General features: G+C 69.2%; 21 protein-coding genes. 8 read left to right on the top strand and 13 right to left on the bottom strand.

From position 1 onward, the window contains the following. Positions 1-67: 67 nt before the first annotated feature. The 11 genes from BLT43_RS01250 to BLT43_RS01300 all read right to left on the bottom strand — a co-directional run bounded on the left by BLT43_RS01250 (position 68) and on the right by BLT43_RS01300 (position 10,787). Positions 68-1,666, bottom strand: coding sequence for a thiamine pyrophosphate-binding protein (locus BLT43_RS01250; protein ID WP_242652174.1), 1,599 nt, complete (start codon positions 1,664-1,666; stop codon positions 68-70). Between the two features lie 99 nt (positions 1,667-1,765). Next, entirely contained in the window at positions 1,766-2,776 is a 1,011-nt protein-coding gene (locus tag BLT43_RS01255) for a YeiH family protein (RefSeq protein WP_090109385.1), read from the bottom strand. Next, complete coding sequence (locus BLT43_RS01260; protein WP_090109387.1) at positions 2,776-3,441, bottom strand: fumarate hydratase C-terminal domain-containing protein; 666 nt, start codon at positions 3,439-3,441, stop codon at positions 2,776-2,778. The genes BLT43_RS01255 and BLT43_RS01260 overlap by 1 nt, the downstream gene beginning before the upstream one ends. Further along, positions 3,438-4,400 (bottom strand): fumarate hydratase, encoded by a 963-nt coding sequence (locus BLT43_RS01265; RefSeq protein WP_090109389.1) that lies wholly within the window; start codon positions 4,398-4,400, stop codon positions 3,438-3,440. The genes BLT43_RS01260 and BLT43_RS01265 overlap by 4 nt, the downstream gene beginning before the upstream one ends. Next, on the bottom strand, positions 4,397-6,151 hold the full coding sequence (locus tag BLT43_RS01270; RefSeq protein ID WP_090109391.1) for an L-aspartate oxidase: 1,755 nt from the start codon (positions 6,149-6,151) through the stop codon (positions 4,397-4,399). The genes BLT43_RS01265 and BLT43_RS01270 overlap by 4 nt, the downstream gene beginning before the upstream one ends. A 4-nt stretch (positions 6,152-6,155) precedes the next feature. Further along, entirely contained in the window at positions 6,156-6,494 is a 339-nt protein-coding gene (locus tag BLT43_RS01275; RefSeq protein ID WP_090109392.1) for a succinate dehydrogenase/fumarate reductase transmembrane subunit, read from the bottom strand. Next, positions 6,491-6,826, bottom strand: a complete 336-nt coding sequence (locus BLT43_RS01280; RefSeq protein WP_090109393.1) for a succinate dehydrogenase — start codon at positions 6,824-6,826, stop codon at positions 6,491-6,493. The genes BLT43_RS01275 and BLT43_RS01280 overlap by 4 nt, the downstream gene beginning before the upstream one ends. Continuing rightward, positions 6,826-7,554 (bottom strand): succinate dehydrogenase/fumarate reductase iron-sulfur subunit, encoded by a 729-nt coding sequence (locus BLT43_RS01285; RefSeq protein WP_090109395.1) that lies wholly within the window; start codon positions 7,552-7,554, stop codon positions 6,826-6,828. Before BLT43_RS01285 ends, BLT43_RS01280 begins: the two co-directional genes overlap by 1 nt. Positions 7,555-7,740: 186 nt before the next feature. Continuing rightward, a complete protein-coding gene (locus BLT43_RS01290; RefSeq protein ID WP_090109396.1) occupies positions 7,741-9,264 on the bottom strand; it encodes a tripartite tricarboxylate transporter permease in 1,524 nt (507 codons plus the stop codon). After that, positions 9,261-9,752: a tripartite tricarboxylate transporter TctB family protein gene (locus tag BLT43_RS01295; RefSeq protein WP_090109398.1), complete on the bottom strand. Its 492-nt coding sequence runs from the start codon at positions 9,750-9,752 to the stop codon at positions 9,261-9,263. Before BLT43_RS01295 ends, BLT43_RS01290 begins: the two co-directional genes overlap by 4 nt. A gap of 57 nt (positions 9,753-9,809) precedes the next feature. Further along, entirely contained in the window at positions 9,810-10,787 is a 978-nt protein-coding gene (locus tag BLT43_RS01300; protein WP_090109400.1) for a Bug family tripartite tricarboxylate transporter substrate binding protein, read from the bottom strand. A 148-nt stretch (positions 10,788-10,935) separates the two neighbouring features. On the opposite strand from BLT43_RS01300, the gene BLT43_RS01305 reads away from it, so the two are divergent. Genes BLT43_RS01305 through BLT43_RS01315 form a run of 3 tightly spaced genes read left to right on the top strand, consistent with a single transcriptional unit; the run spans position 10,936 to position 13,791 of the window. Beyond that, complete coding sequence (locus BLT43_RS01305) at positions 10,936-11,862, top strand: LysR family transcriptional regulator (RefSeq protein ID WP_090109401.1); 927 nt, start codon at positions 10,936-10,938, stop codon at positions 11,860-11,862. Next, positions 11,855-12,601 (top strand): sulfite exporter TauE/SafE family protein, encoded by a 747-nt coding sequence (locus BLT43_RS01310; RefSeq protein ID WP_207497379.1) that lies wholly within the window; start codon positions 11,855-11,857, stop codon positions 12,599-12,601. The genes BLT43_RS01305 and BLT43_RS01310 overlap by 8 nt, the downstream gene beginning before the upstream one ends. Positions 12,602-12,636: 35 nt before the next feature. After that, positions 12,637-13,791 (top strand): mandelate racemase/muconate lactonizing enzyme family protein, encoded by a 1,155-nt coding sequence (locus BLT43_RS01315; protein WP_090109402.1) that lies wholly within the window; start codon positions 12,637-12,639, stop codon positions 13,789-13,791. Positions 13,792-13,842: 51 nt separating this feature from the next. On the opposite strand, the gene BLT43_RS01320 is transcribed toward BLT43_RS01315, so the two are convergent. After that, positions 13,843-15,279: an FAD-binding oxidoreductase gene (locus tag BLT43_RS01320; RefSeq protein WP_090109403.1), complete on the bottom strand. Its 1,437-nt coding sequence runs from the start codon at positions 15,277-15,279 to the stop codon at positions 13,843-13,845. A gap of 155 nt (positions 15,280-15,434) precedes the next feature. Between BLT43_RS01320 and BLT43_RS01325 the strand changes: the two genes are divergently transcribed. Next, a complete protein-coding gene (locus tag BLT43_RS01325) occupies positions 15,435-16,148 on the top strand; it encodes a winged helix-turn-helix transcriptional regulator (RefSeq protein WP_207497381.1) in 714 nt (237 codons plus the stop codon). Positions 16,149-16,189: 41 nt separating this feature from the next. Here BLT43_RS01325 and BLT43_RS01330 read toward each other — a convergent pair whose 3' ends face one another. Beyond that, positions 16,190-17,077, bottom strand: a complete 888-nt coding sequence (locus BLT43_RS01330; RefSeq protein WP_242652175.1) for a LysR family transcriptional regulator — start codon at positions 17,075-17,077, stop codon at positions 16,190-16,192. Positions 17,078-17,180: 103 nt separating this feature from the next. Here BLT43_RS01330 and BLT43_RS01335 point away from each other — a divergent pair, with 103 nt between their 5' ends. The 4 genes from BLT43_RS01335 to BLT43_RS01350 all read left to right on the top strand — a co-directional run bounded on the left by BLT43_RS01335 (position 17,181) and on the right by BLT43_RS01350 (position 20,313). Beyond that, positions 17,181-17,903, top strand: a complete 723-nt coding sequence (locus BLT43_RS01335) for a DUF4386 domain-containing protein (protein WP_090109405.1) — start codon at positions 17,181-17,183, stop codon at positions 17,901-17,903. Positions 17,904-17,927: 24 nt separating this feature from the next. Next, entirely contained in the window at positions 17,928-18,641 is a 714-nt protein-coding gene (locus tag BLT43_RS01340; RefSeq protein ID WP_090109406.1) for an NAD(P)-dependent oxidoreductase, read from the top strand. 93 nt (positions 18,642-18,734) lie between these two features. Next, positions 18,735-18,989 (top strand): metal-sensing transcriptional repressor, encoded by a 255-nt coding sequence (locus tag BLT43_RS01345; protein ID WP_090109407.1) that lies wholly within the window; start codon positions 18,735-18,737, stop codon positions 18,987-18,989. A 7-nt stretch (positions 18,990-18,996) separates the two neighbouring features. Further along, complete coding sequence (locus tag BLT43_RS01350; RefSeq protein WP_090109408.1) at positions 18,997-20,313, top strand: MFS transporter; 1,317 nt, start codon at positions 18,997-18,999, stop codon at positions 20,311-20,313. The last annotated feature ends 14 nt before the right edge of the window (positions 20,314-20,327 follow it).

Raw genomic sequence — 20,327 nt, forward strand, 5'->3', positions numbered from 1 at the left:
GCGGCGTAGCCGGGCATGACCCCCTTCCGACCTGCGGATGGGTTGAAGTTCCGTCGGGCCGCTCCGGTCACAGGGTCGGGGCAGGCAGGCCTTCCATCTCGACATTGATGCAGGCCACCAGCCCGCTGCGTTCGGCGCGCTCCAGCGCGCCGTCGAGTTCCTCCAGCGACGTGACATGCTCGCCGTAGCCGCCCAGGGCGGCCACCGCCAGGTCGTAGCGCGCCCCGCTCAGTTCGCAGCCGATGAGACGGCCGGCCCCGTATTCCCGCAGCTGGATCTGGTGCTCGGCGTTCCAGCGCCGGTCGTTGCCGATGACGGCGATGAAGGGGTGACCGTGTCGCGCGGCGGTCTCGAAATCGGCCAGGTGGAAGCCCGCCGTGCCGTCGCCCATCAGCGCGAAGACCGTCGCGCCGGGGCGGGCGGCGCGCGCGGCCAGGGCATAGCACGGGGCCGCGCCGATCGCGCCGGAAGGACCGTTGATGATCCGGCGCCGCGCTCTCACGCAGGCCTGCGCCCATTGCCCGAATTCCCCGCCATCCGCGACGAGCACCGCGTCGCCGGCGGCATCAATGCGGCGCTGGACGGCGGCGCAGATCTCCGCCGGCGTGATGCCCCGCGCGCCGTTAGAGGGCGCGGCACGCGTTGCGAGCCTGTCCGCGACCCGGTTGTTCCAGTGCCTGCGGTCACTGCCGCCGCCCGGGTACTGGGCGAGGGCGCGCGCGGTGTCCCGCGGGTCCGCGGCATGGCTCGCGTCAAGCCGGTCTCGCAGGTTGAGGTGGGCGCGGTCGCGTTCCTCCACACCCGCGTCGACCTGGATGAACCGGGCGTCGGCCGAGAACGCCGTCTCTGCGCCGAAGGCGGTGGTGAAATCCACGCATTTGCCGAGCAGCAGGACCAGGTCGGCCTCGGCCATGACCGATTTCACGGCGCCGAGCGACGGGTCGTTCAGGCCCCGCGGGCTTTCCATCACGATCACAGGCGCGTCCCGTGCGGCGGAGAGCGCGTCGCACAGCTCGCCAGTGCGGGTGGCGTTCAGCGACGGGCCACACAGGATGACGGGCCGGGCGGCGGCGGAGAGCCGGGTGCCGATCTCGCGCAGCACGTCGTCGCTGGGTGCGGCGGGCTGACGGTGGAACGCACCGGCCTGCGGTACGCGTCCGGGCGCCGCGTCCTCGGTCAGCACGTCGAACGGCAGGGCCATGTGGACCGGGCCGGGCCGGCCCGACAGCGCGGTCCGGATGGCGCGCGCGGTGGCCTCGCCGAGCTGCGCCGGCTCGCCCGGCCGCAGCGTCAGCTTGACCAGCGGCGCCGCGATGGGGGATTGCCGCATCTCCTGGAAGGCGCCGCGCCCGTCCTGTGCCACCGGGCTGTCGCCGCTGAGCAGCAAGAGCGGCGTCTCCGACGCCCTGGCGGTGAAGAGCGGGCCGATGGCATTGGCGAAGCCCGCCCCGGCCGTGACCAGCGCGACCCCGATCTCGCCGGTGATCTGGGCATGCGCCTCGGCCATGTAGGCGGCCGCCGCCTCGTGCCGGACATGCACGATCTTGATGCCTTCCGAGAGGCAGGCGTCGAACACGGGCATGATCTGGTTGCCCGAAAGCGCGAAGATCCGTGTCACGCCGGCGGCGGCGAGCGATCGCACCAGCAGGTCTGCTCCGCGCATCATGTCATCCTTCTTCATGTCTCAACTCGGTATTGGGTTCGGCCGACATCCGCCATGGCGGCGCGGTCGGCCTCGATTTGTCCGTGGCCTTGCCGCCGCTCCTCAGACCGCGAAGAGCAGGATCGCCGCCAGCGCGAAACCGGCCAGCAGCACGGTCAGCGCGCAGAGCAGGGCGACCGCCCGGCCGCCGACCTCGCCCAGCTTGCGCAGGGACGTCTTCATGCCGAGCGCCGAGATCGCGACCACGAGGCACCAGCGCGACAGCTCCAGCAGGCCGTCCTCGACCGGCGCCGGGACCAGTCCGCTGCTGCTGAGCAGGATCGCCAGAGCGAAGCCCAGCACGAAGAGCGGCACCGGCAGGCGCTGCTGCGCCCGGGCGCCGGGCGCGCGCCACAGCAGCGACAGGCCGACCACCACCGGCACCAGCATGGTGACGCGCAGCAGCTTGACGAATGTGGCCGTCTCGCCGGCGGTGTCGGAGACCGAGTATCCCGCGCCGACGACCTGCGCGACGTCGTGGATGGTCGCGCCGAAGAACACGCCGGCGGCGACGTCGGAGAGGCCGAGCCGCTGCGCGAGGAGCGGGTAGAGGATCATGGCGATGGTCGACAGCGCGGTGACGCCGATCACGGTGAACACCGTGTCGCGCTCCAGTTCGGGGCGGCGCGGCAGCACCGACGAGATCGCCAGCGCCGCGGAGGCGCCGCAGATCGCCACGGCCCCGCCGGTGAGCAGCCCAAAGCCTGTGTCGCGCCCCAGCAGGCGGGCGAGCAGCAGCCCGAGGCCGAGCGTCACGGCGACGCCCGAGAGCGCGATCGCCAGCACCGCCCAGCCGGTCGCGGCGATCTGCTGCACGGTGATGCCTAGCCCGAGCAGCGCCACGCCGAAGCGCAGCACCGACTTCGAGGCGAACTCGATCCCGCGCGCGGTGCGCATGCCGTCCTCGGCCAGGAAGGCCAGCGCCATGCCCAGCAGCAGCGCCATCAGCATCACCGGCACGCCGTAATGCTCGGACAGGAAGCGCGCCGCCATCGCGACGATCAGGGCCGAGAGCAGCCCGGGCAGGAGGGTCTGCGCATGTCGGACCGCCGGCGCCGGGGCGAGGCCGATCATCAGATCAGCTCTTCGTTGCGGTCGTCGGTCTCGCCGAAGCGGCGCAGCGTGGCCGGACGCGTGCCTTCGTAGACCTGCGAGATGCGGTCGCTGATCCGGGCATTCTCGCGCTCGAACAGGCAGTTGCCCTCGAGGTCGGAGGCGACGATGAAAGGCCCCATCCGGTTGCAGCGCAGCACCCACATGGCCTGGGCGAGACCCAGCTCCTCGTGCCAGTGCACGGCTTCGACATTCTCGACGCCGCGCCCGAGAAGCGCGCCGGTGCCGTAGCCCACCGTGGTCAGGTAGACCGCGCCGTTGGGGACGAAGTAGCGCTTGTAATCGCGCGAGGACATGCCGCCCTTGCCGATGATCAGCCGCGCGCCGGTCTTCTCCATCCATTCCGGCAGCCACTTGGCGAAGCGGAACGAGGCGGTGGCCGTGACCGCGCCCATGTCGAAGCTGCCATCCTTGCGGATCGAGGCGGCGGGCGAGCAGTGGAAGTTGGCGGCGCTCTCCGACGGCAGCTCCATCGGGATGTTCGCCTTGGTCTCGAGCGCGCGCATGTAGACGCCCTCGCGCGCGGTGTACATCAGCCCGTCGAGATAGACGACATCGCCGAGGCGCAGCGCCGCGATGTCCTCGGCCGTGGGCGTGGTCGAGAGGCGGATCTCGCGCGGGCTCATTCGGCGGCCTCCATCTCGGGCTGCCATTCGACGGTTTCGCGGCGCTGGTAGGGGGTGAACCAGTCGGGGTCGGTGCGGTGCTCCACCCGGCCGTCCGCGTAGATCCGCGCCACGGCGCGCCGCGACGACAGGCAGAAGGCGTGCACGCTCATCTGCATGCCGCCGGTGTGGCAGTAGCCGACCTCGACATGCGCATCGATCACCATGTTCTTGCCGACGAAGCCCATCGCCCCCATGCCGATCGAGTTGCCGAGTTCCTTGAGCTCCTCCTCGAGCGCGGCGATCTTCGGGTCGGAGTTGCGGTCGCCGACCGTACGCAGGCAGGCGGCGCGCTTGCCGAGCACCATGCAGGTGTCCTTGCAGCCCCCCAGCCCGATGCCGATGATCGCGGGCTGGCAGGCCAGGCCCCGCTTGCCGAAGGCGACGAGGCTGTCGAGGTAGAAGCGCTTGATCCCCTCGATCCCGTCGGAGGGAAACAGCATCCGGTAGTCCGTGCCGAACAGCCCGCCCTTGTGCACGGTGATGAGGTCGATCCACTCGCCGCTTGGGCTGGGCTCGTAGCCGTATTCGATCTCTGGCGCGCCGATGCCGACATTGTTGTCGTGATCGGTGCGCCAGAGGGGGTGGACGCGGTTCGGTCGCAGCGGCACGCCGTTGGTGCGGTTGGCGGTGGCGCGGCGCAGCGCCGCCTCGAGCGCCACCGGCCCGCCCTCGATCCGGGTGTCGTTGCCCATCTTGACGTACCAGCGCGGCGTGCCGGTGTCGCCGCACATCGCGCGCCGGTCTTCCTTGGCGGCCTCGTAGTTCTCGAGCATCGCCTGCAGCACGAAGGAGGACAGGTCGCCATTCTCGGTGGCGGCGGCGGCCTTCAGGCCGTCGAGATAGTCCTGCGGGATCTCGATGGCGGCCTTGTCCATCAGGGTTTCGGCCGTGGTCTGGATCAGGTCGATCGGTATCATGCGCTGGCCACCAGTGTTTCGGGTTCGTCCTCGGGCAGGATCGTCTCACCGGGTCGAACGATGTTGAACTCCACCGGCGCCCTATCGAGCGCCAGCTCCTCGCCGTCGCGCCGGGCGACGGTGAAATAGGAGGCGTCGAGATCGCCGGTCTCGGGGCAGTCCTCGCGGAAATGCGCCCCGCGCGAGTTCTCGCGGGTGAGCGCCGCACGGGCGATGACCTCCGAGATCTCGGTCAGCGACGCCATGTTGAGCCAGTCGTGCCAGGTCAGGTTGAAGGCGAGGTTGTCCGAGCTGACGCCGGTCTGCATCAGCGCCTCGTGCAGATCGGCGATCCGGCCGAGGCCGCGTTGCAGCCCGGCGGCATGGCGGATCACGCCGACATCCTCCCACATCGCCTCCTGCAACTCGGCGCGCAGCGCTGTGACGTTGCCGGGGGTCTGGCCGAAGGGATGGCAGGCACGGGCGATCTCGGCCTCGAGCACCTCCGGGTCGGGGTCGCGCAGCGCCGTCTGCCCGGCCACGTCGCGGCCCATCACGTCGCCGGCGATGCCGCCGAAGACGGTCGAGTTCGCCACGCCGTTGCCGCCGAGCCGGTTCGAGCCATGCGCGCCGCCGGCATCCTCGCCGGCCACGTAGAGCCCCTCCATCGCGGTGCGGGTGTCGGGGTCGACCACCACGCCGCCCATGAAGTAATGCGCGGTCGGCACGACCTCGACCTGCCCCCCGGCGAGGTCGAAGCCGCAATCGGCGCAGCGCTTGACCATGCCGGAAAAGCGGCGGCGGACATTGTCGGGGCCGAGATGCGCCATCGAGATGAACATGCCGACCTGGGAGGGATCGTTGTTCTTGCGCATCTCGGCATAGATGCCACGGCTGACCACGTCGCGCGTGGCGCGCTCGCCGCGCGGGTCGTAGTCGTACATGAAGCGCTGGCCGCGGGCGTTGAGCAGCTGGCCGCCGGCGCCGCGCAGCCCCTCCTCGAGAACCGTGCCGGTCATGCGGGTGTGGTCGCCGGCCAGAAGCCCGGTGGGGTGGAACTGCACCATCTCCATGTCGCGCAGCGGCAGGCCGACCCGCAGCGCCATGGCCAGCCCGTCCATGGTCTTGTCGCCCGAGGGGGTGTGGTACTTGTACATGGTCGGGCCGCCGCCGGTGCCCATCATCACCGCCTTGGCCCGCACCAGCCGGAACCGGCCGCTGCGCATGTCGATGAACAGGACCCCGGCCAGCGACGCGCCGTCGCGGGTGGGGATCAGCCCGATCGCGCGATGCTCCTGCAGCTTCTCGATCGGCCGGGCCAGCACCTGCTCCATCAGGCGGTTGATGATCTCGATCCCGGTCAGGTCGCCCTTGTGGACGGTGCGGTCGGCGGTCTGTCCGGCAAAGGCCTTGTGATGCAGCCGCCCGTCGGGCTCGCGGTCGAAGAAGCAGCCGATCTCGTTCTCGAGCTCGCGGACCCGCTCCACCGCGGTCTCGCACAGGCGCCAGGCCATGTCCTGGTTGGGCAGCCACTTGCCGCCGGTGATGGTGTCCATGAAGTGGCGCTCGACGCTGTCGCCGTGGCCCAGAGCGACGTTGTAGCCGCCCTGCACCATGCGGGTGCAGCCGCATTTGCCGATCAGCCCCTTGACCGCGAGGGTGATGCGCGTCCCCGGCGGCGCCGATTGCTGGGCGTGCAGGGCGGCGAACAGGCCGGCGCCGCCGCTGCCCAGGATCAGGATGTCGGTGTCGTGGTATTCGATGGTCGTCATGGGGTCACACCGCGTTCAGAAGAAAGGAGCCGGAGATCAGGAAGGCCCCCGCCAGCGCGCCGGCCGCCCAGCTCTTCTGGCGGCCCGACCAGGGCATGAACTCGAGCGCGAGCAGCCGCAGCCCGCCGAAGAAATGCACCGCCAGCAGGAAGACCAGCCCGAACTCGGCCAGCTTGACCAGCGGCGCGTCGGCCCAGTGCAGGAAGCCGTCGAGCAGGGCGGGATCGCTCAGCGCCAGCGACAGGACGAGGAAATGCGCGGGCAAAAACAGCGCGAGGCCCAGCCCCGACAGCCGGTGCAGCATGAAGGCGAACCAGAGCGGGTGGTTGCGATGGCCCCTCATGCCGGCACCGTCACGGCGAAGACGGCGTACATGCCGAGCCCCAGCAGCACGGCGCCCACCCCCCAGGTCAGCACGGCCAGGGCGCGGCCGCGCAGGCCGAGCGTCTCGGCGGCGATCACCCGCAGGCCGATCGCGGCGTGCACCGAGGCCGCGGCCACGAAGCCGCCGTAGAACAGGAACCACGGCAGCGAGCCGCGGGTGCGGCCGAGGATCTCGCCGGCGCTGAGGCCGCCCTGGATCGCGTAGATCATCACCCCGAGATGCACGAGCACGAACGGCGCCATCAGCATCGCGCTGAGCCGTTGCAGCATGTAGAGCCTGAGATCGAGCATCAGCGCCTCCGCTTGAAGACGCCGCGGGCGGTGGCGCGCTTCAGCCCCAGTATCGCGCCCAGCGGGTCGAGATCGTTGGGGCAGTGCATCGTGCAGCTGCCCATCGAGTGACAGTTGTGGCAGCCCCCGGCCGCCGAGACCGTGTCGAGCACCGCCTGCCGGTCGCCGTGCTTCTCGTCGTTGACCACGGTCCAGGCGCGCTGCAGCGCCGCGGGTCCCAGGTAGTCCGGGTTAGCGCTCACGGTGTCGCAGGCGGCGTAGCAGACCGAGCAGTTGATGCATTCGATCCCGGCATCGGCGGTGGCGCGGCCCTCGCTCTGCGGCGAGATCTCGACGATGGGGTCGTGCCGCGACGCGCTGGGCGCATGGGCGCCGCCGGCGCGGATCCACTTGTCGAAGAACGGGTCCATGTCGGTGACCAGATCCTTGATCACCGGCAGGTTGCGCAGCGGCGCGATGTCGAGCCGCCCGTCCTTCAGAACCTTGTTCACATGGGTTCGGCAGGTCCAGCGCGGGGTGCCGTTCACGGTCATCGCGCAGGAGCCGCACATCCCGACCCGGCAGGCGAAGCGGTAGGTCAGGGTCGGATCGACCTGCTGCTGGATCCAGCTCACCACGTCGAGCACCGTCTGGTTGTCGTAGGCCGGAACCCGGTGCGTTTCGAATTGGCCCCGATCTGCATCGCCGCGCCAAACCGAAACTTCGAGAGTATCGTGTTCCTGGGTCAAATGAGGTCCATCCCGTCCAATTCGGGATCACCATATCGAACAGCAATTCTTACAAAAAGCGCAATAAATTAACCAATAAATGCAAATCTTCTAACGATACACCGGCGATATCGGGCAAAGCCGAAAACCCACCGGCCTCGAATGGCCGGTGGGTGCATTGGGTCCGAACGACGCGAATGGCGGTGTTCAGCTGCGCGGACTTGGGTCCGGAGTGCCGGACGGCGCGGCGTCGCGGCGGGATTTCAGCCCCGACCGCAGAATGGCCACCACCGTGATCACCGTCAGCGCCCAGAAGAACCAGGTGATCGGCCCCCGGACGAGGATCGACGGGTCGCTGCCGGACATCAGCATCGCCTGCCGGAAATTGTCCTCGAGCAACGGCCCCAGGATGAACGCGATCAGGAAGGGCGCGGCGGGGACGTGGCAGCGCATCATCAGGAAGCCGACCCAGCCCATCGCGAACATCACGCCCACGTCGAAGACGTTGTTGTTCACGGCGTAGACCCCGTAGATGCACAGGATCAGCACCACCGGCACCAAGAGCCGGCGCGGCACGTCGGCGACGTAGCGAAAGCCCCGGATCGCGACCGAGCCGATGATCAGCAGGAAGACCGAGCTGATCAGCAGGCCGAGGAACAGGCCGTAGATGATGTCGACGTTCATGATGAACATCATCGGGCCGGGCTGCAGCCCATGCACCATGAAGGCGCCGATGATGATCGCGGTGATGACGTCGCCCGGCACGCCGAGCGCCAAGAGCGGGATCAGCGTGGCGCCCGCGACTCCGTTGTTGCCGGCCTCGGCGGCGGCCACGCCTTCGATTTCGCCCTTGCCGAAATTCGCGCGGTTGGGCGATTTGCGGCGGGCCTCCGAATAGGCGAGGAAGGCCGAGGGCGCCGCGCCGATGCCGGGGATCGAGCCGAGGAACACGCCGATGAAGCTGCCGCGCAGGATCGACACGAAGGAGCGCCGGTAATCGGCGAGGGTCACTCGGTTGTGGCCGAGCTTGCGCGCCTTGCCGAGATGGCCGGTGGGGTGCCAGACCATCGCCAGCACCTCGGGAATGGCGAACAGGCCGATCAGCACCGCGATGAAGTTTAGCCCGCCCATCAGGCTCGGATCGCCGAAGGTGAAGCGGTTCGTGCCGTAGACGAGGTCGAGCCCGACCGTGGCCAGCAGCAGCCCCAGCATGGCCGAGAGCGCGCCGCGCAGCAGGCTGTCGCCCGAGACCCCGGCGATGATGGTCAGCGAGAACAGGATCAGCGTGAAGAACTCCGGCGGCCCGAAGCTGAGCGCGAAGGAGGCGAGCCAGCCCGCCACCAGGATCAGCGCGAGGTTGGAGACCAGATCGGCGGTGCACGATGCCCAGAGCGACATGCCGAGCGCACGCCCGGCTTCGCCGCGCTCGGCCATCGGGTAGCCGTCGAGCACGGTCGCGGAGGAGGCCGGCGTGCCGGGCGTCTTGATCAGGATCGCCGGGATCGAGCCGCCGAAGATGCCGCCCTTGTAGACGCCGAGCAAGAGCAGGATGCCGGTGATCGGCTGCATCGCGAAGGTGAAGGGCAGGGTGAGCGCCACGGCCATGGTCGCCGACATCCCCGGGATCGCGCCGCCGATCACGCCGATCGCGATGCCGCCGGCGAGCGCCAGGAACGCCTCGAGATTGCCGACCAGCGCCAGGCCGGCGGCGAGACTGTCGAGCATGCTCATGGCAGCCTCACCAGCTGGCCCTGCGGGATCGCCACGCCGGCCACATGGGCGAAGAACGCGTAAAGCAGGAGCGGCGCCGCCACCGCGCAGATCATGGCGGCGCGCGGGTGCCGGGTGCGGACCAGAAGCGCCGTGGCCAGCAAGAGCCCCATGCAGGTCCAGACCATGCCGAGCCACGACATGAGACCCATCGCGACGACCATCAGGAGGGCCATCCCGGCCAGCCTGAGCGCGCCCCGGCGCGGGTCGTCGATCGGCGGGTTGATCGGGGTCGGGTCATCGTCCTGGAACGCGCGGCTGGCCAGGAGCCCGAGCCCGGTGAGGCCGGTCAGGCCGGCCAGCACATAGGGCCAGAAGAGCGGCGAAAGCACGATGTTGGGCACGTTGCTGGGGCTCGAGACCCAGCGTGGTATCGCCAGCCCGGCCAGGAGCAGCGAGAAGATCACAGCCCCCAGCCCGAGCCGCGTCTGTGTCTGCCGATTGTTCATTCATCCCTCCCCCGGGGCGACGCCGGGCCGCGAGCGGGCCCGGCGCTATGCAGCGTTTCAGCCCTCGACACGCATGCCCAGCTTGTCGACCAGGCCGCGGAACGTCTCGTACTGGGTCTGGATGAACTCCTGCGCCTCGGCCGGGCTCATCAGCTCGATGATCGAGCCATTCGCGGTCAGCGCGTCGCGGAACTCCGCGTCGGAGGTGGCGGTCTCCATCCAGCCGCCCCATTTCTCGACCACCTCGTCGGGCAGGTCGTCGGGGCCAGCGATGCCGGTCCAGCCGACCAGCTGGGTCAGGGCCGGCTTGCCAAGCTCGACCGCGGTGGGCGCATCGAAACCGGGGATCGGTTCCTCAGTTGTGACAAGCAGCGGGCGGAGCTGGCCGTTCTTGACGAAGCTCGCCAGCGTCGAGGAGTTGGTGCACACCATGTCGGCCGTGCCGTTCAGCACCGCTGTCGCGGCGCCGCCGCCGCCCTTTTGCGGGATATGGGTGGCGGAGGTGGTCGGGTCCTCGATGCCGAACTCGTTGAGCACCATCGCGGCTGCGATATGCAGCAGCGTGCCGACCCCGGAGGAGCTGTAGCTCACGCCCTCGGACTTGGCCTTGGCGATCAGGTCGTCCATCGTCTCGATGTCGGAGCGGGCGTTGACCGCGCAGGCGACCGGGTTGATCTCGTAGACGGTCACGAAGCGGAAATCGTCGAGCGTGTAGGGCAGGGTCGCCTTCATGGCCGGGCTGACGGTGTGCGAGCCGACGCGCGCGAACAGCATGGTGTAGCCGTCCGGCGACGCGTTCTGGACCGAGACCGAGCCCGTGGCCCCGCCCGCGCCGGTGATGTTGGCCATGACCAGCGGCTTGCCGACGGCGGTGCCCAGCGGCTCTGCGATCAGCCGCGCCGAAATGTCGGTCGCGCCGCCCGCGCCATATGGGATCACCATGTTGACCGGTCGTTCCGGATATTCCGCCTGGGCGACGTTGGCGAACGCGATCATGGAAAGGGCGCCGAGCGCGCCGATGCGTTGTAGCTTCATTTTTTCCTCCCTTGACGGATCCTTCGGCGCCGGGTCGCGGCGGCTGGAACCGTTCCGTGTTGACAATGCTAGTAAATAAGGGAACCTTCATGAAAGGGGATATTTTTAAAGTTTCTTTTTAGAAAAACTTACACAAACAGGGGGCGCGTTGTCGATCAAGACTTTGAAGACGCTGATCGCCATTCAGGATCACGGCACTTTCAGTGCCGCGGCGGAATCGGTGCACGTTACCTATTCCGCAGTGTCCCAGCAGATGAAAGCGTTGGAAGAACAATACGGCATAACGATTTTCGACCGCTCGAAACGGACCCCGGAATTGACGCCGCTCGGATTGGCATTGGCGGCGCGCGCACGCGAAATCGTGCGGGCCTATGACGACCTTCTGCCTTCGATCCTCGGCAGCGACGCGCTCAAGGGCGAATTCGTTCTGGGCGCGGTGCCGACCACGCTCAGCAATCTCGTGCCATTGGGAATTTCCAATCTGCGGCGCGGCTGCCCCGAACTGCGCATCCGCGTCGCGCCGGGATTGACCAATGCCCTGCTGACGCAGATCGAGCGCAACGCGGTCGAGGCAGCGGTCATCTCAATGCCGCAGATGCTGCCCGACGGTCTCGTCAGCCGCGAGATCGCGGTCGAGCCGTTGGAACTGCTGGTCGCGCCGGAAATCGAAAGCGACGATCCGATCGAATTGCTGCGCAGCCAGCCCTTCATCCGGTTCAACCGCGAGGCGGTTGTCGGCGGCATGATCGAGCGCTGGCTGCAGAAGCAGGGCATCGCGGTGCGCGAGAGCATGGAGCTACACGGTCTGGAGGCGATCTCGGGGATGGTGCGGGCCAATCTGGGGGTCGCGATCTGTCCGCGCCGCTGCGTCTCCGGCGGGCCGCCGCAGGGGGTGCGGGCCTTGCCGCTGCCGGACGCGCCGCTGCGCAGGATCTGTCTCGTGACCCGTCGCGACAGCGCCAAGCGCATGGTGTTCGACAAGATCAACGAGGCGCTGGACGAGGCGGTGGCTGGCAGCCGGCCCGCATCCGACCAGGACAGCCAAAGCGGCGAGGCGGGGAGGAGAGATGCTTGAACTGGCGATGATCGCGGGCGGGGCCGCGGCGGGCGGTTTCGTCAACGGCCTTGCGGGCTTCGGCACGGCGCTCTTCGCGCTGGGCTTCTTTCTGCAGATCATGCCGCCGGTGCAGGCGGTCTCGATCGTGGTGGTGCTCTCCGTCGCGGCCGGGCTGCCGGGGATCTGGGTGGTCCGCAACACCATGATGGCGCATCGCGGCCGGCTGATGCGGTTTCTGCTGCCGGCGCTCTTCGGCATCCCGCTCGGCATCATGGCGCTGAGCTACCTTGAGCCGCGCGCGCTCAAGCTCGTGATCGGCGGCTTCCTCCTGCTTTATGGCGGGTATTTCAGCCTGCGGCGCACCCTGCCCAACATCGAGCGCGCGACGCCGATCACCGACACGATGATCGGGTTTTCCGGCGGTCTGCTGGGCGGCGCGGCGTCGCTGTCGGGCGCCCTGCCGACGATGTGGTGCTCGATGCGCGACTGGCCCAAGGCCGAGACCCGGGCGGTGCTGCAGCCCTTCAACGTCGTGGTGCTGGGGCTCAGCGCGCTCCTGTTCGCGCAGCGCGGCGCTTATACAGCCGAGAGCCTGTACTACATCGCCGTGGCGCTGCCGGCCACGCTGCTGTTCGCCCGGCTCGGCATCCACGTGTTCCACAGGCTTCGGGACGACCAGTTCCGGCGGCTGCTGATCGGGCTCACCTTCGTGTCCGGGGCGGTCCTGCTGCTGCGCGAGGCCGTGGCGCTGGTCTGACTTTTTCTCCTGACGGCTCATCCCGAGAGGTGACGATGCCCCAAGCTCCTGTCCAAATCGCCCGGCTGCAGGCCTGGGCCCTGCGCGTCCCGCTCGACCGGCCGGTCAGGACCTCGTTCGGCGAGATGCATGACCGGCCGGCGGTGTTCCTGCGGATCGAGGACGCCGATGGCGGCCATGGCTGGGGCGAGGTCTTCGCCAACTGGCCGGCCGCAGGGGCCGAGCATCGCGTGAACCTGCTCGAGCGTGACGTGGCGCCGCTCGTGCTGGGTTGGGAAGGGTATGAGCCTTCGGCGCTCTTCGACGAGCTGGAGCCGCGGCTGCGAATCCGGGCCCTGCAATGCGGCGAGCCGGGTCCCTTCCGGCAGGTCGTGGCCGGCCTCGACATCGCCTTGTGGGACCTGTTCGCGCGCCGCCGCGGCGTGCCGCTGCGCCGGCTCATCGATCCCGGCGCGCGCGACGCCGTGCCGGCCTATGCCAGCGGTATCGAGATCGGTGCTGCGCCCGAGGCAGTGGACCGGGCCCGGGCCGCCGGGTTCGAGGCCTTCAAGTTCAAGATCGGCTTCGACGCGGCGCGCGACCTGGCCGGCTTGCGCGAGCTTGACGCCGGGCTCGGCGCGGCGGAACGCCTCTCCGCGGATGCCAACCAGGCCTGGTCGCCGGAACAGGCCGAACGGTTCGTGCGCTCGCTGGGCGACATCCCTCTGGACTGGCTGGAGGAGCCGATCGCGGCCGACGCGCCGGATGAGACGTGGCGCGCATTGAAGCGGGCCTCGCCGGTGCCTCTGGCCGGGGGCGAGAACCTTGCCGGCGCGGCGCAGTTCGATGCGGCGATCGCGGCGCGGGCGCTGGGCGTGCTGCAGCCCGACGTGGTGAAATGGGGCGGCATCACCGGCTGCCTGCGCGTCGCTCGTGCGACGCTCGCGGCGGGGCTGCGATATTGCCCGCACTATCTCGGCGGCGGGATCGGGCTGCTGGCGTCGGCCGAGCTGCTGGCGGCGGTGGGCGGCGACGGCCGGCTCGAGGTGGACGCCAACGACAATCCGCTGCGCGAAGTGATCGCGCCGACAAGCGAGCACCTGTCGACCGGGAACTGGGCCTGCGGGCAGGGGCCGGGCCTCGGGCTGACGGCCCTGCCGGACGCGTTCGGCCTGTACCTCACCCGGACGATCGACATCGGAGGGTCGTGACGGCGGCGAGGGCCGATCCGGGCGCTCGATTCCGGGCGCGCCGGGTCGATTTCATTCCGCCGCCATGGCCCCGGCCGCGATGTTCTGGTTGATCCGGAAGCGGTTGTCGGGGTCCCAGCGGGCCTTGATCTCTGCAAGACGCTCGAAATTCGCGCCGTAGGTTTCGGCCAAACCTTCGGTCTCGTCGTCCGGCAGGAAGTTGACGTAGATCGTCGGCAGCGCATCCCCGGCACTGGCATCGAAGAAGTCCCGGGCCCATGCGATGCATTCGGCGTCCTGCGCGGGGGTCTGCCAGCGCGTATGGACGTTCAGCACGAACTGCGCCGCCCGGCCGCCATAGGCCGTGGCTCCCTGGGCCACGTCGGCCATCGCGCCGCCGACATTGGCCACGAAGATCTCGCATTCCTCCGTCGGCAGCCGGCCGGCATAGTCGATCAGCAGATCGATGGTCCTGTCCGAGATCGTCTCGAAATCGTGGCTCTTCCAGTAATTGCGGGCGCCGGGGGTGAGGAGCGGGTCGAAGGCGGCCTGCCAGGCCCGGAAGGGGACCGGGCCGAGATGTTCGGCGATCGGCTTTCCGATCGCGCGCAGGGGCTTCAGCGCCGCTTCGCCGTCAGCGACCGGGCCGGCATAGCAGGCCGCAAGGACCACGACCTCGCGCCCATGCCACTCCTCGGGCAGGAAGGGCAATGGTGGCGCCTTGCGCAGCACGGCCCAAGCGGTCGCCTCGCGCGGTGCCTCGGCAGCGAAGCCGCGCCATGCCTTGAGGACGTCCTTCGCGTCGTCGAAGGGATGCACGATGAGCCCGGCGAGCACCTCGGGGCCAAGCTCGTGCAATTGGAACTCGAACCCCGTCACGACACCGAAATTGCCGCCGCCACCGCGCAGGCCCCAAAACAGGTCGGCGTTCTCGGTCTCGGACGCGCGGACCATCGTGCCATCGGCGGTGACCACGTCTGCCGACAGCAGGTTGTCGACGGTCATCCCGAACTTGCGGGTGATCCAGCCGAAGCCGCCGCCGAGCGTCAGGCCCGAGATGCCGGTCGTGGAGTTGATCCCGACCGGCACGGCCAGCCCATGCGCCTGGGTTTCGGCATCGACATCCCCGAGCAACGCGCCCGGTTCGACCCAGGCCCTGCGGGTCGCGGGGTCGACGCGGACGCCGCGCATCTGTGACAGGTCGATGAGCAGGCCGCCATCGGCGACGGCCTTGCCCGCGATGTTGTGGCCGCCGGCCCGCACGGCGAGGACCATGCCATGCGTCTTTGCGAAGCGCACCGCGGCGATGACGTCGGCGGGGCCGGCGCAGCGCGCAACGAGATCCGGCCGCCGGTCGATCGTGGCGTTCCATATGGCGCGGGCCTCGTCGTAGCCGGGCTCGCCGGGTCGCACCAGCGAGCCGCGCAATGACTGGTCCAGGGCCGAGAGATCGTCGTCCGACAGCTGGGCCGGCGGTCCTTCGAGGGTCATGACGGAAAGCGTGTTCATGGCGAAGCGCTCCGAGACTGATGAGGGAAGGATGTTTCGTCTGAACGGAGTCTCCGCGAAGCCGAAAGGCCGTGGCAAGTTCACGAAATGAACCGGCTCCGCCGCCGCCGTCTCGTGCTACAATGAATTTCAGCCCGAATAGCGAGGATGGTGCCATGTCCGTGGTCGCCAGCTATGGCCAGTTCTGCCCCGTGGCGATGGCCTCGGAACTTCTGTGCAGCCGCTGGACGCCGCTGATCGTGCGCGAATTTCTCTGCGGCTCCCGGCGGTTCAACGATCTGCGTCGCGGACTGCCCCGAATATCCCCGGCCCTGCTGTCGAAGCGGTTGAAGGAACTCGAGGGAATCGGCCTCATCGAGCGGGTCGGCGAATGCGGATCGGAATATCAGCTGACCCCGGCGGGCGAGGCGACGCGGCCCATCATCATGGCGCTGGGCTTCTGGGCCCAGAGCTGGGTCGACTCGGAAGTATCGCTGCGAAACCTCGATCCGACCCTGCTGATGTGGGACATGCGGCGCAGCCTCAACGTGACCGAGATGCCCGAGGATCGCCGGGTGATACAATTCGTGTATCCCGATCTCGCCCCGAACAAGCAAAATCATTGGCTCATCGTCGATGGTCCGCTCGTCGATCTCTGCTACGTCGATCCCGGCTTCGACATCGACCTTCTCGTCGAATGTGCGCTTCGCACCATGACGATGATCTGGATGGGGCTGACCTCGATCGAGGCGGAGCAGCGCGCGGGCCGGCTGCTGATCGAGGGGGATCGGGAGCTGTCGCGCTCGATGCGGTCCTGGCTCGGCCTCAGCAGTTTCGCCGGGACGCCGCGCCGTTCGTTCGAAGCGGTCCGTCTCGCCGCGGCCATGTGAGACGCACCTCGCGGCCGGTCGGGCCGCCGAGACGCTGCGCGTCAGGCGCCGAAGCCCTCCACCAGCGCGTCGAAAACCACCCGCAGCCTGCGGGACCGGGCGATGTCGCGATGGGCGACGATCCAGACCGGGAAGTCGATCGGCGCGAAATCCGGCACGGCGCGCTCGACCAGCGGGTCGGCATCGCCGATGCGGTCGTCGAGGATGCCGATCCCCATGCCCTGTCGCACCATTTCCCACATCACCGTGAAGCTGCGGCAGCGATAAGGGAAGTTGCTTTCGTCGAGGCTGAAGCCCTTGGTGTTCAAAAGGCCCATGAGGCTGCCCGAGGCGTCGATCTCGATGAACTCCGCCGCCGAGAAGCCTTGGGCCGTGCCGGGCCGCCCCAGCCGGTCGAGGTAGCCCGGTGCCGCATAGAGCCGGGCCGAGGCGTCGCGGACCCGCCGCCCGATCAGGTCGGGCTCGGTCGGTCGGACATTGCGCACGGCGATGTCCGCCTCGCGCCGCGCGAGATCCGAGAGCGCGTTGGAAACCACCACCTCGATCCGGATGCGCGGCTCCTGCCGGTGCAACCGGTCGAGGATCGGCGGCAGGAGGTAGCTCGCAAAGGCGTCCGAGGCCGAGATCGCCACCTCGCCCTCCAGCGCCTCGGTCTGGCCCCAGGCTGCCAGCGACAGCGCACGGGCGCCTTCGCCCATGGCCCGGGCATGTTCCAGCAGGTCGTGGCCCGCGGGCGTCAGGCGTAGCCCGCGGCCCGAGCGCTCGAACAGCGCGACGCCGAGCTCGGCCTCCAGCGCCTCGACTTGCCGGCCGAGCGTCGGTTGCGCCAGCTTCAGCGCGCGGGCAGCCGCCGAGAGCGAGCCCTCCTCGGCCGTCACGAGAAAGGCCCGGGCGCGGTTCCAGTCGAAGGTGACGCTCCGCCAATCCATGCGGATCTGCATATCAGCTCGGCGTATCTGGTCAATTTCCTGCATCGGCGAAGAGGCGTAGAACGCGGTCATGCCGTTACGTCAGCCTGATAGGAGGCCCGCGATGCACGCGTTCCATGACCCAACCTCGCGCAGCTATGCCCGCCTGACCGGCGCGCTCTACCTCGTCATCGCCTTCGCCGGAGGCTTCTCGATCCTCTACGTGCCGGGCGTCTTGAACGTCGCCGGCGACCCAGCCGCGACCTTCGCCAACATCGGTGAGCGCCGCGGCCTGTTTCACGCCGGCCTCGTGGGCGACGTGGTGATGATGACGGCCGAGGTGCTCGTCTCGGTCATGCTCTACTTCATGTTCCGGTCCGTGAACGCGACGCTCTCGCTCGCGGCTTCCTACGCGCGGCTGATGATGGTCGCGGTGATGGCGGCGATGCTGTTCTTCCATGCCGGATCGCTGGCGCTGGCGGACGGGCGGGTGCCGCTCGACAGCTTCAGCGCGGCGCAGCGGTTCGAGCTGGCCGGCCTGATGCGGCACGTCCACGACGCCGGCGTCTGGATCTGGCAGGTCTTCTTCTTCCTGCACCTGCTGCTTCTGGGCACGCTGGTCCTGCGTTCGGGGCTCTACCCGCGGCTCCTGGGGCTCGGGCTGATCGTCGGCGGCACCGGCTACCTCGTCGACAGTGTGCAGATGTTCGCCCTGCCGGATGCCGCGTGGCTCGAGGCAGTGAAGATCGCGCTGCTGCTCGTGGTGACGCTGGCCGAGATCGGCTTCGCGCTGTGGCTGCTGACCCGTGGCCCGCGCATCCCCGCGCCGCGCACCGCCGCGGCCTGACCCCCGCATCGAAAGGAGACCCCCATGAAACGCATCTGCATCGTCGGAATCTCGGGCAAGCTCGGGCAACACATGACCGAACACGCGCTGGCGCGCGGCTACGAGGTCACCGGCGTCTGCCGCCCTGAGAGTGTCGGCAAGCTCGCCCGCTTCGGCGACCGCATCACCGTTCATCCAGGGCGCACCGACGACCGCGCGGTGATCGAGGCGGCGACGCGCGGCTGCGACGGCGTGCTGGTGGTGCTCGCGCCCTGGGGCGTGCAGGACTACGCCTCCGGCACCGCGCGCGCCGTGCTCGACCTCGCCCCGCGCCATGCGCGGCTGGTCTTCTCCTGCGGTTGGCACATCAGCCGCGATGGCCTCGACCGCTACGACTGGAAGATCCGCGCCATCGTCAGGTTCGGCACGCCGATCCTGAGGGCGCTGCGGCTCGTCGATCTCGACGACCAGGTCCGTGCGACCGATCTCGTCTTCGCGTCGGACCGCGACTGGACCGTCGTGCGCGGCTCGGATCTCGAGGAGGGTCCGAGCGAGGGCCTGCCGGTCTGGGCCAGTCACGTGGGCGACCCGATCCTCGCCAGCAACCTGACCCGGCGCACCGATTTCGCGCTGTTCATGGTGGCGGCGCTGACCGATCCGGCGCTGATCCGGGAGACTCCGGCCATCACCGGGCGCAACGGCGCCTCGGTCAGGGCAGGCGGGCAGGCGGCGCTCGGCGAGATGCCCGTGGTACGCTGAGGGCCGGCGCGGGGCGGCCGCCGGCCCGGCCGCCCTGTCGCTCTCGCACCGGCGCAGATTGCCACATCCCCCCGGGGGGGATATTCTTCGGGCATGACGGACACCACGCTGCATGCCACCCATCCCAGGATCGCCACGAGGCTGAAGCGCGCCGACGGGCATCTGCGCCATGTCATCGAGATGATCGAGGGCGGCCGCCCCTGCGTGGAGATCGCCCAGCAGCTTCAGGCGGTGGAGCGGGCGATCGTCAACGCCAAGCGCGAGCTGATCCACGACCACATCGACCACTGTCTCGAGACCGAGGCCGCCGACATCGCGGAGTTCCGGACGATCTCCCGTTATCTCTGAGGGCGCCATGTTCGCTGTACTGGCCGACCGGACCTATCGCCACCTGTTTCTCGCGCAGGTCGTGGCGCTGCTCGGCACCGGTCTGGCCACCGTCGCGCTCGGCCTGCTGGCCTACGACATCTCGGGGGCGCGCGCCGGGATGGTGCTCGGCACGATCTTCACGATCAAGATGGTCGCCTATGTCGTGGTCGCGCCGGTGGCCGCGGCCCTGGCGGAGCGGCTGCCGCGCAGGCGGCTTCTCGTCGCGCTCGACCTGGTCCGCGCCGGCGTCGCGCTGTTCCTGCCCTTCGTGACCGAGCTCTGGCAGGCCTATCTGCTGGTTCTCCTGCTGCAATCGGCCTCGGCGGCGTTCACGCCGTGCTTTCAGGCGACCATCCCCGACGTGCTGCCGGAGGAGGGGCGCTACACCCATGCGCTGTCGCTGTCGCGACTGGCCTATGATCTGGAGGCGATCGCATCGCCGATCTTCGCGGCGCTGCTCCTCCTTACGTTAAGCTACGATGCGCTCTTCATCGGCACGCTGGCCGGGTTTCTGGCCTCGGCGGGGCTGGTGCTGACCGTGCGCCTGCCGCGCCCGGACGTGCCTTCGCGCCGCGGCATCTATGATCGCACCACGCGGGGGCTGCGGATCTACCTCGCCACGCCGCGGCTGCGCGGATTGCTGGCGCTGAACCTCGCCGCGGCGGCGGCCGGGGCCATGGTGCTGGTGAACACGGTGGTGCTGGTCCGCGGCGATCTGGGGCTGGGAGAGACGGCGGTGGCGGTCGCGATGGCGGCCTTCGGCGGCGGCTCGATGGCGACGGCGCTGCTGCTGCCACGTCTGCTCCACCGGTTGGCGGACCGGCCCGTGATGCTGATCGGGGCCGTTCTCATGTGCGCCGCGCTGACAGTTCTGGCCGGTGGCGTCGCTGCCATGGGGCCGAGTTGGCCCTTCTTGCTGACCGTATGGGCCGTGGCCGGCGCGGGCTATTCGGCCGTGCTGACACCTGGCGGACGCTTGCTGCGCCGCTCCGCACATGCCGGGGACCGGCCGGCCGTCTTCGCGGCGCAGTTCGCCCTCTCGCATGGCTGCTGGCTGGCGACCTACCCGCTGGCGGGATGGCTGATGACGCAGCAGGGAGCGGTCCCGGCGCTTCTGGCCCTCGCGGGGCTCGCCGCCTGTTCCGCCTGTCTCGGCATGTATCTCTGGCCCTCCGACGACCCCGCCGAGCGGCTGCACCGGCATGACGACCTGCCGCTCGATCACCCGCATCTGCGGGGGCGACGCCAGCACAGCCATGCCTACGTCATCGACGACCATCACCGGGCTTGGGCGGTGCCCTAGAGCGACAGGGTCGC

Origin of the sequence: Limimaricola pyoseonensis, assembly GCF_900102015.1 — a bacterium.
GTDB lineage: Bacteria > Pseudomonadota > Alphaproteobacteria > Rhodobacterales > Rhodobacteraceae > Limimaricola > Limimaricola pyoseonensis.

What these genes read in the sequence shown, in the direction of transcription:
- BLT43_RS01345 (WP_090109407.1), top strand. Translation starts at nt 18,735, where the DNA reads ATGACGGACACCACGCTGCATGCCACCCATCCCAGGATCGCCACGAGG.
- BLT43_RS01310 (WP_207497379.1), top strand. Translation starts at nt 11,855, where the DNA reads ATGCTTGAACTGGCGATGATCGCGGGCGGGGCCGCGGCGGGCGGTTTC.
- BLT43_RS01290 (WP_090109396.1), bottom strand. Translation starts at nt 9,264, where the DNA reads ATGAGCATGCTCGACAGTCTCGCCGCCGGCCTGGCGCTGGTCGGCAAT.
- BLT43_RS01340 (WP_090109406.1), top strand. Translation starts at nt 17,928, where the DNA reads ATGAAACGCATCTGCATCGTCGGAATCTCGGGCAAGCTCGGGCAACAC.
- BLT43_RS01330 (WP_242652175.1), bottom strand. Translation starts at nt 17,077, where the DNA reads ATGGATTGGCGGAGCGTCACCTTCGACTGGAACCGCGCCCGGGCCTTT.
- BLT43_RS01300 (WP_090109400.1), bottom strand. Translation starts at nt 10,787, where the DNA reads ATGAAGCTACAACGCATCGGCGCGCTCGGCGCCCTTTCCATGATCGCG.
- BLT43_RS01320 (WP_090109403.1), bottom strand. Translation starts at nt 15,279, where the DNA reads ATGAACACGCTTTCCGTCATGACCCTCGAAGGACCGCCGGCCCAGCTG.
- BLT43_RS01260 (WP_090109387.1), bottom strand. Translation starts at nt 3,441, where the DNA reads ATGAGCCCGCGCGAGATCCGCCTCTCGACCACGCCCACGGCCGAGGAC.
- BLT43_RS01250 (WP_242652174.1), bottom strand. Translation starts at nt 1,666, where the DNA reads ATGATGCGCGGAGCAGACCTGCTGGTGCGATCGCTCGCCGCCGCCGGC.
- BLT43_RS01315 (WP_090109402.1), top strand. Translation starts at nt 12,637, where the DNA reads ATGCCCCAAGCTCCTGTCCAAATCGCCCGGCTGCAGGCCTGGGCCCTG.
- BLT43_RS01335 (WP_090109405.1), top strand. Translation starts at nt 17,181, where the DNA reads ATGCACGCGTTCCATGACCCAACCTCGCGCAGCTATGCCCGCCTGACC.
- BLT43_RS01350 (WP_090109408.1), top strand. Translation starts at nt 18,997, where the DNA reads ATGTTCGCTGTACTGGCCGACCGGACCTATCGCCACCTGTTTCTCGCG.
- BLT43_RS01280 (WP_090109393.1), bottom strand. Translation starts at nt 6,826, where the DNA reads ATGCTCGATCTCAGGCTCTACATGCTGCAACGGCTCAGCGCGATGCTG.
- BLT43_RS01265 (WP_090109389.1), bottom strand. Translation starts at nt 4,400, where the DNA reads ATGATACCGATCGACCTGATCCAGACCACGGCCGAAACCCTGATGGAC.
- BLT43_RS01255 (WP_090109385.1), bottom strand. Translation starts at nt 2,776, where the DNA reads ATGATCGGCCTCGCCCCGGCGCCGGCGGTCCGACATGCGCAGACCCTC.
- BLT43_RS01325 (WP_207497381.1), top strand. Translation starts at nt 15,435, where the DNA reads ATGTCCGTGGTCGCCAGCTATGGCCAGTTCTGCCCCGTGGCGATGGCC.
- BLT43_RS01270 (WP_090109391.1), bottom strand. Translation starts at nt 6,151, where the DNA reads ATGACGACCATCGAATACCACGACACCGACATCCTGATCCTGGGCAGC.
- BLT43_RS01275 (WP_090109392.1), bottom strand. Translation starts at nt 6,494, where the DNA reads ATGAGGGGCCATCGCAACCACCCGCTCTGGTTCGCCTTCATGCTGCAC.
- BLT43_RS01295 (WP_090109398.1), bottom strand. Translation starts at nt 9,752, where the DNA reads ATGAACAATCGGCAGACACAGACGCGGCTCGGGCTGGGGGCTGTGATC.